This is a genomic window from Streptomyces sp. NPDC050534 (assembly GCF_044457745.1).
GTDB lineage: Bacteria > Actinomycetota > Actinomycetes > Streptomycetales > Streptomycetaceae > Streptomyces.
On record NZ_JBITHF010000015.1, the window covers coordinates 162,073 to 176,106 of the forward strand.

Genomic DNA, 14,034 nt, shown 5'->3' on the forward strand with positions numbered 1-14,034 from the left:
GCTAGTCCTGCTGCCGCTCGGTTGTCTAGCGGTGCTAGGATCGGCTCATGTCGGTACAGGAACGCAAGCAGCGCGAACGGGCGGAGCGCGAGCGCCTCATCTTGGCGACGGCCCGCGAACTCGCCGAGCAGCAAGGCTGGGACGCGGTCACCACCCGCCGGCTGGCCGAGCGCATCGAGTACAGCCAGCCCGTCCTCTACAGCCACTTCCGCGGCAAGCGGGAGATCATCGGCGCCGTCGCCCTGCAGGGAGCCGCCGAACTGGCCGCGGAGGTGCGGGCGGCGACCTCCGCCGCGGACGGCCCGCGCGCCCGGGTCGCCGCGCTGGCCCGCACCTACCTCGACTTCGCCGCACGCAACCCGGCGGTCTACGACGCCTTGTTCCAGCTCGACGGTGGCCTGCCGTACGCGCAGGAGGACACCCCGGAGCCTTTGAAGGACGCCTTCGCCGCCCTGCTGGAGAGCCTCGAAGAGGTGGCCGGCGACGGCGTCCACCCGGGGCTGTTCACCGAGGTGTTCTGGGCGTCGCTGCACGGCCTTGCGACCCTGACCCGGGCGGGCCGCCTGCTGCCCGAGGATGCTGAGACGAGGGTGGAGCTTCTGGTGGACCGGCTCGCCATGGTCTGACTCACCGTCCCGGCGGGCACGCCGCCGCGGCCCTTGAGCCCCGTCGCCTGCCTGCGGTAATGCTCCGGGTCGCTCTCGTCCACCCGGCGCAGCCGCAGATCGCGAAGCCCCGCACTCCAGACGGGGGCACCCGCCCCGGAGGCTGCGATCACGACCCGATACGCGCCCTGGTGCTCGAACCGACGGGTGGTGAAGGTGCTCATCGGGAGTTGAACGCCGGATCCGTCGCCGACATCGACGAAGGCATGTCGCGGCGCTCAAGGTGAGTGAGCGACTGCCGTGGGCACAAGGTCCGGGCCTGTTACGGACCAGGCGCCGTGCCTTTGGCGCAAAGGTGCAGGTCAGAGGTCGCGCGGTCTGCTATGAATCTGGTCGGGCGGCCGGGCCGTCGCGTGCTTGATCCGTGCGCGGCCGGCGGTCGGGCATCGCGGGCAGGCGCCCGGGGTGGGGATTGCAGTGATGGCGTTTCTGCCACTAGTTTTGGTGTCATGAGTGCCATCACGCTGCGGATCCCGGACGGTATGGACAAGCAGCTGCGGGATGCCGCGGCCGGCGCCCCGTCGCTCAACGACTACATCCTGCGGGCCGTGCGGCGTCAGATGACGCTGGACGCTGCACGCAAGCTCGCCTCGGTCGAGCCCCTCGACCTGACGGGCGAGGGCGACGCCCTGTGACGGTCCGCAAGGGCGAGGTGTGGGATGTGGACACCGGCAAGGGGATGCGCACGGTTCTCGTCGTAAGCCTCGACGGTCTCGCCGAGGCTTACGGCGCGGTCGTCGTCCTGGTGCTGCATGCTCCCGCGCAGCACCCCGACACGGCGATGAGCGTGCGCCTGGCCGCCCCGGTGGATGCGTCGGTCGTCGCCGTCAATCTGCTGCAGCTGTCTGTGTCCCGCTTCGAGACCGGCACCTGCCACGGCAGTATCGGTCCTGGACAGCAGGAACAGATCGACAATGCGCTGCGCGCCGTCCTGGACCTGTAGTCCCGGCCGGCCGGTGCCGTGGATTGCTGGGGATGGACCGTTGGCCCCGGCGCCGTCGGCGACATCGCTGTGACCCCTCGGTCTCTACCGCGAGGTCGTCGGACACCTGGTGCAGGAGCTGGCCGGAGCCGCCGTCCCCCCGCTGCCGGTCCCGCCCACCGACCACCGGCCCCTCGACGCCTCCCGCTATGTCGGCACCTTTGAAGCTCCCGGGTGTTCGGCAACAGCATCACCCAGGACGACGACGGCCGGGTCTGGATCAGGGGGACCCCAAGGGACTCGCCGCCGAGTTGGGCATGGAGACCACCACCACCGAACTGGTGCCCTCGACGGCGACACGCTGATCGCCAAGGAGCCGGAGAACGGTTTCCGGGCGCGGGAGCGCGGTGACGTCGTAGGTCTGGTACTGGACCCGCCGGCGGTAGTCGGTCCATCCGGAGGCGAGCGTTCATCGGAGCCCCCTTCCAGGAGTGCCTCGATCTCGGGTGCTCCTGGTGACATCGAACGTCAGCACAGGGAACGAACACGCAGCGCACCGGCCGCGGGTTCAGAGCCTTCTCCGACCGGCGCGGCCCACCCAGTCCAGGGCTTCGGCGTAGTCGCATGATGTCCGTTTCGTGATCATGCGAGTCCCAGGAGGGTGAGCGGGCGTCGTGTGTCGCGGGCGTTGCGGCGCAGGCTGGCCGCGATGTTCGTGACGCCGGTCAGCCGTAGTGCTCCGGCGGCCAGGTTGCGCCAGGTCGCCATGGCGCGGGGTGTGTTGCCGGTCCGCAGTTGGGAGGCGTCTTCGGTGAAGGTGGTGTCCCGGATGTGGTGCAGGGCCTCCACCTTCCAGTGATCGCGCACGAGGGAGGCCAGTTGGGCGGGGGGCGCTTCAGCGAGGCCGGACCTTCGAAGTCGTAGCAAACTCATCCCGCTGACCGGGATGGTGCGCTGGATCGGGGGGCGCTGGGGAGTATCCGTACCGGCTTGTTCTCCTGTGGAGGCGGTGCATCCACAGGGGTGCCCACCAGTTGGAAGGCCCGAGGATGGAGAGGAACGCCGGGACAAGGACGGGGCGGATGAGGAACGCATCGATCAGGACGCAGACTGCGCTTCCGACGCCGATGGCCTTCAGCATGAGGAGGGGGGACGTGGCCAGGCACAGCAGGACGGTGGTCAGGGCCGTGGCCGCGGAGGTCATCACCGCGGCGGTCTCCCGTGTGCCGGTGACGGTGGCGGTGCGGGTGTCTCCGGTGAGCTGGTGTTCCTCGCGGATGCGGGAAAGCAGGAACATCTCGTAGTCGGTCGCGAGTCCGAAGCACAGACAGGCAGTCACGATGACCAGGCTGGGGTCGAGATAGCCGGGGGCCTCGAACCCTCCGAGGAGCGGGGCGAGGTGTCCCTGCTGGAAGACCATGACCAGGACACCGAAGCCGGCGGTCAGACTCAGGGCTGCCATCAGCAGGGCCTTCAGGGGCAGGAGCAGGCTGCCGGTGAACAGGAACAGCAGCACGAAGGTGGCTGCGGCCAGGAGGCTGAGCGCTGCGGGCAGTTGTGCCACCAGTGCGTCCAGTGTGCTCACCCGCTCCGCAGTGCCGCCGAGGGCTGTGACCGGACCAGGGCTGGGCAGTGCGCGCAAGCGGGCCAGGGTCTGTGCCGCATGCTCGCTGTCTGGCGGGGCGGTGGGGACCACACGCAGGACGGCTCGCTTCGGCGAGGAAGGCGAGGTGTGCAGGGTCGCCTCGGCGACTCCGCGAGTGTGGCGGGCGGTTTCGGCGTAGGAGGCGAGTGCGGCGGTATCGGTATGGCGGGAGGTCACCACCAGCCAGATCGGGTCCGCCTGGCGGACGTCGAAGGTTTTGCGGGCTTGTTCCGCATTGGTGCGAACCAGTGAGGAGGCAGGTAGCAGGCGCTCGTCGGACGGAGAGAAAACTGCCTTCGTGAAGGGGGCCGCGGCGAGGCACAAGACCGCGACCAGTGGGAGGGCCCAGTGCCAGGGGCGGTTGGTGACGGAGTGCGCCAGGCGGCCCCAGATATCCCATGGTGCCGTGCGGCTGGGGCGCGTGGGGACCAGCCATCTGTCGCCGCGGGGGCCGAGGACGGTGATGAGGGAGGGAATGACCACTACCGCGGCAACCGCGGCCACGATGACCACGCTCACTGCAGCGTAGGCCAGCGAGGAAAGCGCGTAGAGAGGGAAGAGCACCAGCACGGCCAGCGAGAGCGCGACTGCCAGGCCGGAGTAGGCAACGGCCCGGCCGGCAGTGCGGACCGTGGTGCGCAGCGCTTCATCCAGGGGGTGGCCTGCGGCACGTTCGCGCCGGTATCTGGCAAGGAGGAAGAGGCTGTAATCCACCGCCAGACCGAAGCCCAACGCGGTGGTGATGTTCATCGCGAAGACGGATACCGGTATCACGAGACTGAGCAGCCTCAGGACGGCCAGAGTGACGGCAATGGCGATGGCACCGATCAGCAGGGGCAAGCACGCCGCCGCAAACGACCTGAACGCAAGCAACAGGATCAGGAACGTCAGCGGGAACGCAAACAGTTCGGCGCGGGTAAGACCCGTCTGCGCGCCGCGGATCAGCTCGTCGCCCACCAAAGCGGTGCCGCTCGCACGAGGTGACAGCTCGCCTTCCGCAACTTCGTGGGCCAAGGCGCGCGCGGTCGCGGCGGCGGTCTTGTCGTCACCGGCAATCTGGACGACGATCAACGCGGAGCGAGCGTCCGAGCCGAGCAGATATGTGGCTTGTGGTGTGGTGAAGGGGTCCGAGACCAAGGTGACGCCGTGATGGGAGCGAACGCGGGACACCAGCCTTCGTCCGGCCGCAGCCGGTGCGCCCGCGCGCAGATCCTCATCGCCCTGCACGGTCAGGATGAAGTTCGCCCGGGCCGGGATGGCGAAATCCTGGGCGAGGAGTTCCACCGCACGGTCGGCGGCGGGAGTTGAGTAGCGGTATCCGCCAGGGGACATCCGGGCGGCGGTTTCGGCGCCGATCACCCCGGCCGCCAACGCGATCAGAAGGAAGCCCCCGAGGAACTTTCCGGCATGCCGCTGGAAGGCCGGGGGTCGTGGCAGGTGCGTGAGCTCTTCCTCCTGCAGTGCGGGTGAAAGGAAAATTCGACTCCTGATCCACTGGAGCACCTTATTCATTACGTCTCCCGCTTTGCGGTGAACCCGGAATCAGGGCTTTGTCCCCCGCAATAGCCGTTTAACCTAACGCTGGGCGAAGGAATCGATGCCCAGATGTCACGACACGGGAGCGCCAGAGAAGATGGTCCGGTCCGGGGTAATGGTAATACGTTCAGGAATCGATCCGTCCCAGACGTGATCCTTGCCGTTGTAACGGGTGCTCGAAAATTCCCATGCCATGTGCCCGCCCAGGACATGGCGCCAATCCTCGATGTAGCGCCCCAATTCCTTTCGCCGTCCAGGATGGCTTTCCAGAAGGCTGGAGGCACGCGAAAAGAACTCGTCCTCGGCTGCGGCAACTTCACGGCATACCTTGTCTGCCGCTTCTTGGATGGGCATGCCTTCACACCGTTGCAGTACGAAGAGCGCGTTCATCTGCTCACCCGTGTAGTACTCGTTCCGGAACGACATCAGGTCATTGACGAGTACCGCATGATTACTGACGGCCTGGTGGAAAGCCTCGAAGTGACTATCCCCCCGTAGGTCAGAAAGCTCGATCCCGGTCGCAAACTCAAGGCTTACGGGGATCAGGTCGATTCCGAAATCGGTACGCCGAAGGGTGAGGTACGTCTGAAAGTCGTCGATCCTCTCGGGCCGCAACTCCTTCGCGTCGGACACCCGCGCCCAGCCGCTCAGCCCTTCCCGCACGAAGCGTTCCCAGTAGGGGCCGTAGGCAGCCGCAGACCTCTCCACCACCGACTCCCACAGCCGAAGAAACGGGGAGTCCGTCCGCCCGGGTGACGCGCTCATGGCCACAGCGATAATCTGCTCGGCGGTGGGACGGGAGGCCACCTCGGCATCAAAGAGATCATCCAGGGCGACCACAGCCGTCATGCAGATGCCGATGTCGAGCGTTTCCTTCCAGCCGGCGCGCGGGAGCACGAAAGCGGCCAGGTTCATCCCGTCAAATTTCTTCAGCAGGCTCTTTCCGTACTCCAGTCCAGGCTGCGTAAGGAGTTCTCCGTACCAGGCGTCATGCGCCTGCGACAAAGAATGAGCATCCCGGCGACGCTCGGCCACGAACAGTCGACTTTTCGACATCTGAAGTGGAATCGAAAATTCGGAGGAATCAGACAGCGCTGCCACTCAAATGACCTTTCCCGGCAACCGAGGGGGAGCTAGGATATCCCACGGTCCAACGAATCGTGAAATTCGACGACCTCACCTTTCCGCCCCGATCGGCCCCTCCTGGATGTCGCGAACGGTATTTCAATCACACTGATCTGCTTATGTGGTACCGGTGAAGAATCCTCGACATCGGAGCCGGCGGGCGGCAGGGCTTCGGCCTTGGTTGCAGGACGTCCGGTTCGTGACGATCCGCCAGTTCGGCGGCCATCCGGGAACGTGACAGGCACGGGCTCCCAAGATCATGGAGTCCTACGCCCCGTGATCCGAGTGGAAGACCGTGCCTGCCGGCGCATCATCACCGATCCCGCCCGCTCTTGACCAACTCCGTGATCACCCACGGCTCGCACCCGCAGAAGTGCCGGGCCTATTGGAGCGGCTGGCCGAGGTGCCCGACCTGCGTGATCCGCGCGGAGTGCGGCACACCCTGGTCGTCGTGCTCGCCCTCGCCGCGTGCGCGGTACTGACCGGGGCGAGGTCACTGCTGGCGGTCGGCGAGTGGATCGCCGACGCTCCGCCGCAGGTGCTGCAAGCCATCGGCGCGTGTCCCGATCCGCCACAGTGAAGACCGTTTACGCCGCCACCAGCCTCACCGCCGAGCACACCACCCCCGCCCAACTGGCCTCCCTCGTGCGCGATCACTGGAAGGTGGAGGCCCTGCACCACATCCGGGACACCACCTTCACCGAAGACGCCTCCCAACTACGGACCGGCAACACACCCCGCGCCATGGCGACCTGGCGCAACCTGGCCGCCGGAGCACTACGGCTGACCGGCGTCACGAACAACGCGGCCAGCCTGCGCCGCAACGCCCGCGACACACGACGCCCGCTCACCCTCCTGGGGCTCGCATGATCACGAAACGGACATCATGCGACTACGCCGAAGCCCTGCCACCCAGTCTGTGACGAACTCCACGGGATGCAAATTGAATTCCGAATGAAAATTGCCGGGAAAAACGACCTCTCGGCGTCCAGAAATGCATCCCTCCGGACCCTTTCTTTGAGCGATTCACCAGTAATATTCGGTCATTGGAAGCGGAGTCCTTCACTGCTTCGAGTTACCTGCTGTCGTGGTTCCCCGCTCCTGGTCGCGCCGCCGGTCGCACGCTCTCGGGACGGGCTCACGCATCTGTGACCTGCGCGTCCTGCGTGGCCGGGAGATCCTGTTGGTTGTCCGGACCGGGTGGAGAACGACCGGCGACATTCGGCTGAAGCGACTTCCGCGGCCGCGGAAGAGTTTTCTTGGATAGTGTCGTGAAACCTCTTGGTGAGGCCTAGCCGGAGTGCTTCGAAAGGAAACTAGTTGTCGCTCACCACGGGATCCGGTCCCCGGTTCCTTCGCGTCCTCACACCGTCCAGTGAGCGTTCTCAGATCGCCGAATGGGCCGGTGGAAAAGGGAGAAACCTCCACACGCTGAGCGCGTCCGGATTTCAAGTACCGGAGTGGTCCGTGCTCGGTCTCGACGTCTTCGCGGAATTCTGCCGCGGCAACGGACTGGACGAACGCCTGGTGAACCTGCTCGACGAGCGTTGGGACACACGGCCCGGGCAGATCGCCGGCGAGATCGCTCGTCTGGTCGAGGCCGCTCCTTTCGGCGAGTGCGTGGCCGCGGCCATCGCTCGGGCCTACCAGCAGACCGGCGGCGGCCTGGTGGCCGTGCGCTCCTCAGGGGCGGAGGAGGACGGCTCGCACCACTCGTTCGCCGGCGGTGTGTCCGCTGCAGGGCATCACAGGCCCCGTGGACCTCACCCGTCAGGGGTGATCACCAGCTCCCGGCCGCCGCTCATGCTGGAAGTCCAGCATTGGGCGCTACAGCTCACCGACGACGTGAGGAACCGATCATGGCCACGAGCACGACCCACCACCGCCGGTCGGAAACGTCCGAGGCGGCGGCCGGCGGACTGGTGATGTTCGCCGGCATCATGCTGTTCATCGCCGGAATCCTGGACTTGTTCCGGGGCATCATGGCGATCGCCAACGACAATGTCTACTTGTCCACCCCGAACTACGTCTTCAAGTTCGACCTGACCAGCTGGGGCTGGATCCAGCTGGTCCTCGGAGTGGTCGCCATGGGGGTGAGCGCCGGCCTCTTCACGCGCGCCGTGTGGGCCCGGGTCGCCGGGGTTGGCATCGCGGGGTTGCTGATCATCGCCAACTTCCTGTCCATTCCGTACTACCCCGTCTGGTCGCTCACGCTGATCGCCCTGTACGCCTTCGTCATCTGGGCCCTGTGCGTCGTACGGCGAGAGCCCTGACGGGAGCACTGGTGCATCCGCCTGCGGTGAACGGCAGTGGTGAGAGGCGCGAGACGTGCTCATCGCCCTGCTCGCGGTGCTGGGCGTCAACCTCCTGGTGCTGGTGGCGCTCCTTGCGGCCCTGCTCGGCCGACGGCGCCGGCTGTCCCGTCGGCCGGGCGCGCTCAGCGAGGCCGCGCGGGTCGTGGAGGGCGACGCCAGGGGGCTGCGCAGGCGGTGAGCGGCTGGCTATGGCCCGTGGGTCCGGGACGTCTTCGTCTGGACCCACGGCTCCGCTGCTGTTGCGCACCGTATTGCTGTCCGCGGCCGCCATTGCTCCCCATGGACGCCGTGAGCGCCGCACGTTCCGTCGCACCCAAGGCGATACGGCGCCCACGCCACCTGAGTGCGGTGGCCACCCTGACCGCCGCCCCCAGCACCCTGGTCGAGGTCGAGGTCGAGGTCGAGGTCGAGGTCGAGGTCGAGGTCGAGGTCGAGGTCGAGGTCGCTGAGCAGGACGATTTGCCTGCCCGGCCGCCTGCCACGGGCCCGACCAGACCGCCGCCGCGCAGCCGCCTCCGACACTCACCCAGCCGCCTTGCGTCATGCCCCGGGTGGACCACGCCCGCTGTCGGACTCCGGTGCCCGCTCATAGCCTCCGAGAGACATGGCAGGACGAGGCGAGAGGTGCCACCGGTGGCTCTGCACAACGCACAGGAAACGGCCGCCGACCCGGCCGCCGACATCTTCACGTCACCGATCAGTGAGAAACCCCTGTCCAAGCGGGCCATGCCGGATCTGCCGACGCCCCCGCACATCGTCTACCAGCTGCTGCGCAGCGAACTGCTCCTCGATGGCAACGCGGCCCAGAACCTCGCCACGTTCTGCACCACCTGGACCGACGACGAGGTCCGCCGCCTGATGGACCTGTGTCTCGACAAGAACATCGTCGACAAGGACGAATACCCGCAGACCGCGGAGATCGAGTCCCGGTGCGTCAACATCCTCGCCGGCCTGTGGCACGCGCCCGCCGGCTCCGACGGGTCCGAACCGGCCGTGGGATGCTCCACCACCGGCTCCAGCGAGGCCGCCATGCTCTGCGGCCTCGCCCTGAAGTGGCGTTGGCGTGACCGCCGACGCGCTGCCGGCCAGCCGACCGACCGGCCGAACCTGGTCTGCGGGCCGGTGCAGGTGTGCTGGGAGAAGTTCGCCCGCTACTTCGACGTGGAGCTGCGCCAGGTGCCGGTGGAGCCGGGCGCGACCGGCCTGCAGGCCCACCAGCTGCGCCAGTACGTGGACGAGAACACCATCGGCGTCGTGGCGATCCTCGGGGTGACCTACACCTGCACCTACGAGCCGGTGGCGGAGATCGCGGCCGAACTCGACCGCATCCAGGCGGAGACCGGCCTCGATGTCCCCCTGCACATCGACGCGGCCTCCGGCGGGTTCATCGCCCCCTTCCTCCACCCCGACCTGGAGTGGGACTTCCGCCTGCCCCGGGTCGCCTCGATCAACGCCTCCGGCCACAAGTACGGCATGGCCCCCCTCGGCGTGGGCTGGGCCCTGTGGCGCGACAAAGCAGCCCTGCCCGGGGACCTGGTCTTCCACGTCGATTACCTCGGCGGGGACATGCCCACCCTGGCCCTGAACTTCTCCCGCCCCGGTGGACAGGTCGTCGCCCAGTACTTCATGTTCCTGCGTCTGGGCCGCGAGGGATACCGGCGCGTCTACCAGGCATGCGCCGACACCGCGCAGCATTTTGCCCGGCAGGTCGCCGACATGGGCCCCTTCACCCTCCTCTACGACGGCGCCGGAGCACTCCCCGCCGTCTCCTGGACCCTGACCGATCCCGGCTCGGTCCGCTGGAGCCTGTACGACCTGTCCGACCAGCTCCGCATGCGCGGCTGGCAGGTCCCGTCCTATCCACTCCCGCCCGACCGCCAGGAGACGGTGATCCAGCGCGTTCTCGTGCGGCACGGTGTCGACCGGGACGAGATCGAACTTCTCGCCGAAGACATGCGCCGGGCGATCAGTCATCTCGACAAGGGACACCCGCACGACTCGACCCGCGTCAGCTTCCACCACTGACGGCACGTTTGGGCTGCTGGCCCGAGCCGACCACCGCAGCGCAGTCCCTGCACTCCCTCTCGCGGAGCCGCCCCGGCCCTGCTTCTGAGGACGCACGCGTGCTCGGCGCAGGCGCGGCAGGCGACAGGGTCGGCCGACCGGGGGAACTGCCCCTCACGTCGCCCGTGCCGGGTGACGCGCCCGGCGACCCGGCCGCCCATCCTGGGCCGATGAGCACCGTAGACCTGCCCGCCCCCACGGTGCGGCGCCGGCCGTTCCATCTGCTGGCCAAGCCGGCCGGGGCGATCTGCAACCTGGACTGCACCTACTGCTTCTTCCTGTCCAAGGAACTGCTGTACGAGGGCAGCAGATTCCGGATGGCGGACGAACTGCTCGCCGCCTACGTCCGGCAGCTGATCGAGGCGCACGGACCGGCCCCCGAGGTCACGGTGGCCTGGCAGGGCGGCGAACCGACACTGATGGGCCTCGACTTCTTCCGGCGGTCCGTGGAGTACGAGCGGCAGTACGCCCGTCCGGGCCAGCGCATCGTCAACACCATTCAGACCAACGGCACGCTCATCGACGCCGATTGGGCCCGCTACTTCCGGGACAACGACTTCCTGGTCGGTCTCTCCGTCGACGGCCCGCGTGAGCTGCACGACGCCTACCGGGTCGACAAGGGCGGCAAACCCACCTTCGACCGCGTCATGCGCGGGCTGGATCACCTGCGCGAACACGGCGTGCGGTGGAACGCGCTGACCACCCTGCACGACGCCAATGCCGGGCACGGCCGTGAGGTCTATGCCTTTCTCCGCGACGGCTGCGGCGCCACCCACATGCAGTTCATTCCGATCGTGGAACGCACCACCGCGCACGAACTGCCGCTGGCCAAGCACGGCTGGGGGGCCCGCGCCAAGGACCGGCCCCTGTACCGACAGGAAGGCGACCACGTCACCGACCGGTCGCTGACCGGGCAACAGTACGGCCGGTTCCTCATCGACGTCTTCGAGGACTGGGTACGCCACGACGTCGGCCGCGTCTACGTCCAGATGTTCGACGTGGCGCTGGCCAACTGGTACGGAGAGCAGCCCTCTCTGTGTGTGCACTCCAGGACCTGTGGCAGCGCCCTCGCCCTGGAACACAACGGCGACCTGTACTCCTGCGACCACTTCGTGGAGCCCGGGCACCTCCTCGGCAACATCGGTGACCGTCACATGCTGGAGCTGGTCGACTCCCCCCGTCAGCGGAAGTTCGGCCAGGACAAGTACGACACCCTGCCCCGGTACTGTCTCGACTGCGACGTCCGCTTCGCCTGCCACGGCGGCTGCCCCAAGGACCGCTTCGACACCGCCCCGGACGGCGAGCCGGGCCTCAACCACCTGTGTGCCGGCTTCAAGGCGTTCTTCCATCACATCGACCGTCCGATGCACACGATGGCCGGACTGCTCCGGCAGGGGCGGCCTCCCGCGCTGATCATGCACGAGTACGCGTCCGCCGACGCGTCCCGGCCGCACATCTCGCCCTGCCCGTGCGAGGGCGGGCGCAAGTGGGCCCGCTGCCACGGCAGACCCGTGACGAGCCGTCCGTAGCACCCACGTCCAGCACGTCCTCACGGCGATGGCCTGCAGCGTCGCCCGCATCGCCGACCGGGTCGACGCCGCACCCGGAACACGACAACGGACCACGCACTTCCGCACTCTGTGCCCAGCCACCGCATGACCTGCCCGACATCACCAACAGAGTCACGGCATTGCCGTCAGGTGGGTCTTCCTGCGGTGCTCTTGGTCCTGCCGGCGGGTCGCAGGTATGCGGACCAGCCGCCGGGCGGTCTCTGGCCGACCTCGAGGCTGCGCAGTCTGGCGAGGACGGCGGGGTCCTGGGCGTCGAGCCAGTCGACGAACTGCCGGAACGACACGAGCCGTACGTCCTTCGTGTCGGCGATCTGTTTGAGGGTCTCTTCGACAGCGTCCATGTAGATGCCGCCGTTCCATTCCTCGAAGTGGTTGCCGATGTACATCGGCGCGCGGTTGGTCTCGTAGGCGCGGTGGAAGCCGGCCAGGTAGGACCGCGTGGCCTGGGTGCGCCAGGCCGGGTAGTTGTAGGAGGGGGCGCGGGTGGAGTTGTAGGACTGGTTGGCGAGGATGTTGTAGTCCATCGACAGGACCTCGAAGCGGTGGCCGGGGAACGGCATGGCCTGCAGGGGCAGGTCCCACACGCCGTGCTTCTTCGAGGGCCAGCGCTGGACGCCGCCGGGCGAGGAGGCGTCGTAGCGCCAGCCGAGCTCGCGGGCGACCGGCAGCAGGTTGTCCTGGCCGAGCAGGCAAGGGGTGCGGCCGCCGATGAGTTCCTTGTCGTAGTCGAAGGGCAGCGGCGGGTGGTCGTGCCAACCGGTGTTGGTGCGCCAGGTCTTGACGAATGTACGGGCCTGTTCGATCTCGCTGCGCCACTGGGCGGGCGTCCAGTTGGCCACGGAGCCGGAGCCCGCGCAGAAGTGGCCGTTGAAGTGGGTGCCGATCTCGTGTCCGTCGGTCCATGCCTGGTGGACGTATGTGAGCGTCTCCTTGAGGTGGGCGTTGGTCAGGTAGCCGATCTCGGAGGCGCCCCGGGGGTTGTTCGGCGGGTTGTAGAGCCGCTTTCGCTCTTCGGGGAGCAGGTACAGGCCGGAGAGGAAGAACGTCATGGTGGCGTCGTGCCGGCGTGCCAGTTCGAGGAAGCGCGGGAACAGGCCGGTGCCGACCTCTCCGGCACCGTCCCAGGAGAAGATCACGAACTGCGGTGGCCGCTGGCCCGCCTCGAGACGCGTGGGCGCGGCGGGCTGTCTGGGCTGCTGGCCGGTGTGCGCGGTGGACCCGTCGCCGATCAGCCGGGGCAGGGCCTGGTCGGCGCCTGCTGCGGGCCGGTCGGGGTGGAGACGGGGGTTTGCCGGGGTCCGGCTGTGCGGCTCGCCGTGCCCGCATCCGGCGAGCGTCGCGGCGGCGGCGCCGAGGCCGACGCCCAGGCCGAGGCGTGCCGCGTCTCGGCGGGTGAGGTCACTCATGGGCATCCCAACCCGCGCCGTGTGAGGGCGCGTTGCGCGTCCCCCCACGGACAATTGGAACTATCACACCGTAAGGCAGATAAAACGATTAACGTCATATTTCTGACGGCGAGGCACGCAAAGGGCTGCTCAAGAGCGTGTGTGATTCCGGCATGGGCACGCCGGCCGCGGGCGGCCGAGGCCCTCCGAGAACCAAGGCGGTGTCGTCAGGGACGGGGCTGATGTGTCAAGCCGCCTGAAGCAGAGATGGAGCTCCCGCCGGAACCGTGTCGAACAGGAACACTGTTGAGCAGGCAGGAAGTCGCGACCGGCTTGTTCAACGAGGCGCTGCAGGCGGGCGTGCTCGCAGTGGTGCCGTGCACCAGGCGCCGGCCGCCTTCCCCTTCGCGGCGTCCTCGACGTCAGGCCAGGCGGTCGCCAGCCATGCGGTGACGGCCGCGATCAGGATCAGCGCGATGTTGAGGGCGATCCGGCGATCCCCGATGCGCAGATGGACTGCGGTCGCGCCGATCTGCAGGATCACGAAGCCGGTGCTCGCGGCGAGGTCCAGCCAGGGGGCGATGCCACTCAGCGGCGGGAGGAGCAGCCCGATCGCGCCAAGCACTTCGACCAGTCCGATGACCCTGACGGCAGCCATCGGCATGCTGTCCACCCAGGCCATCATCGGCCGGAGCCGGTCACGGCTGCGGACCAGCTTCACCCCGCCGCTGTAGAGGTAGAAGAGGGCAAGCAGACCGGCGGCGATCCAGTAGGCGACGTTCACGGATTTCCATTCCTGGCGGGCA

At 67.8% G+C, this 14,034-nt stretch carries 14 protein-coding genes and 2 pseudogenes; 10 read left to right on the forward strand and 6 right to left on the reverse strand.

Annotated elements, in window-relative coordinates; genetic code table 11:
* Nucleotides 1–47 precede the first annotated feature (47 nt).
* The 3 genes from ACIBN2_RS38565 (at nt 48) to ACIBN2_RS38575 (ending at nt 1,608) form a co-directional block, all read left to right on the forward strand.
* Complete coding sequence (locus ACIBN2_RS38565) at nt 48–626, forward strand: TetR/AcrR family transcriptional regulator (protein WP_399141697.1); 579 nt, start codon at nt 48–50, stop codon at nt 624–626.
* A 488-nt stretch (nt 627–1,114) separates the two neighbouring features.
* Nucleotides 1,115–1,300 (forward strand): hypothetical protein, encoded by a 186-nt coding sequence (locus ACIBN2_RS38570; RefSeq protein ID WP_399141699.1) that lies wholly within the window; start codon nt 1,115–1,117, stop codon nt 1,298–1,300.
* The gene (locus ACIBN2_RS38575; protein WP_399141701.1) at nt 1,297–1,608 is read left to right on the forward strand and encodes a hypothetical protein; all 312 of its coding nucleotides are present in this window, start codon (nt 1,297–1,299) and stop codon (nt 1,606–1,608) included. The genes ACIBN2_RS38570 and ACIBN2_RS38575 overlap by 4 nt, the downstream gene beginning before the upstream one ends.
* Nucleotides 1,609–1,867: 259 nt before the next feature.
* On the opposite strand, the pseudogene ACIBN2_RS38580 reads toward ACIBN2_RS38575, so the two are convergent.
* From ACIBN2_RS38580 to ACIBN2_RS38595, 4 genes and pseudogenes are all read right to left on the reverse strand, one after another.
* A pseudogene (locus ACIBN2_RS38580) lies at nt 1,868–2,044 on the reverse strand (hypothetical protein); the annotation flags it as partial.
* A 185-nt stretch (nt 2,045–2,229) separates the two neighbouring features.
* Complete coding sequence (locus tag ACIBN2_RS38585) at nt 2,230–2,454, reverse strand: hypothetical protein (protein ID WP_399141702.1); 225 nt, start codon at nt 2,452–2,454, stop codon at nt 2,230–2,232.
* Between the two features lie 28 nt (nt 2,455–2,482).
* Nucleotides 2,483–4,744 carry an MMPL family transporter gene (locus tag ACIBN2_RS38590; RefSeq protein ID WP_399141704.1) on the reverse strand — a complete coding sequence of 754 codons (2,262 nt, stop codon included), beginning with the start codon at nt 4,742–4,744 and terminating at the stop codon, nt 2,483–2,485.
* A 96-nt stretch (nt 4,745–4,840) separates the two neighbouring features.
* Nucleotides 4,841–5,869, reverse strand: coding sequence for a terpene synthase family protein (locus tag ACIBN2_RS38595; protein WP_399141706.1), 1,029 nt, complete (start codon nt 5,867–5,869; stop codon nt 4,841–4,843).
* A 427-nt stretch (nt 5,870–6,296) separates the two neighbouring features.
* On the opposite strand from ACIBN2_RS38595, the gene ACIBN2_RS38600 reads away from it, so the two are divergent.
* From ACIBN2_RS38600 to ACIBN2_RS38630, 7 genes are all read left to right on the forward strand, one after another.
* Entirely contained in the window at nt 6,297–6,473 is a 177-nt protein-coding gene (locus ACIBN2_RS38600) for a transposase family protein (RefSeq protein WP_399141708.1), read from the forward strand.
* Nucleotides 6,470–6,763, forward strand: coding sequence for a hypothetical protein (locus tag ACIBN2_RS38605; protein ID WP_399141710.1), 294 nt, complete (start codon nt 6,470–6,472; stop codon nt 6,761–6,763). The genes ACIBN2_RS38600 and ACIBN2_RS38605 overlap by 4 nt, the downstream gene beginning before the upstream one ends.
* A gap of 450 nt (nt 6,764–7,213) precedes the next feature.
* A complete protein-coding gene (locus tag ACIBN2_RS38610; protein ID WP_399141714.1) occupies nt 7,214–7,819 on the forward strand; it encodes a PEP/pyruvate-binding domain-containing protein in 606 nt (201 codons plus the stop codon).
* Nucleotides 7,753–8,166: a hypothetical protein gene (locus ACIBN2_RS38615; protein ID WP_399141715.1), complete on the forward strand. Its 414-nt coding sequence runs from the start codon at nt 7,753–7,755 to the stop codon at nt 8,164–8,166. The genes ACIBN2_RS38610 and ACIBN2_RS38615 overlap by 67 nt, the downstream gene beginning before the upstream one ends.
* 55 nt (nt 8,167–8,221) lie before the next feature.
* Nucleotides 8,222–8,386 carry a hypothetical protein gene (locus tag ACIBN2_RS38620; RefSeq protein WP_399141717.1) on the forward strand — a complete coding sequence of 55 codons (165 nt, stop codon included), beginning with the start codon at nt 8,222–8,224 and terminating at the stop codon, nt 8,384–8,386.
* 455 nt (nt 8,387–8,841) lie between these two features.
* On the forward strand, nt 8,842–10,233 hold the full coding sequence (locus tag ACIBN2_RS38625) for a glutamate decarboxylase (protein WP_399141719.1): 1,392 nt from the start codon (nt 8,842–8,844) through the stop codon (nt 10,231–10,233).
* 209 nt (nt 10,234–10,442) lie between these two features.
* On the forward strand, nt 10,443–11,801 hold the full coding sequence (locus tag ACIBN2_RS38630) for an anaerobic sulfatase maturase (RefSeq protein ID WP_399141721.1): 1,359 nt from the start codon (nt 10,443–10,445) through the stop codon (nt 11,799–11,801).
* A 167-nt stretch (nt 11,802–11,968) separates the two neighbouring features.
* Here the strand turns inward: ACIBN2_RS38630 and ACIBN2_RS38635 are convergent, their stop codons facing one another.
* Together ACIBN2_RS38635 and ACIBN2_RS38640 are read right to left on the reverse strand one after the other, a co-directional pair.
* Entirely contained in the window at nt 11,969–13,249 is a 1,281-nt protein-coding gene (locus ACIBN2_RS38635; protein WP_399141722.1) for a hypothetical protein, read from the reverse strand.
* A gap of 406 nt (nt 13,250–13,655) precedes the next feature.
* A pseudogene (locus tag ACIBN2_RS38640) lies at nt 13,656–14,012 on the reverse strand (DoxX family protein); the annotation flags it as partial.
* Nucleotides 14,013–14,034 lie beyond the last annotated feature (22 nt).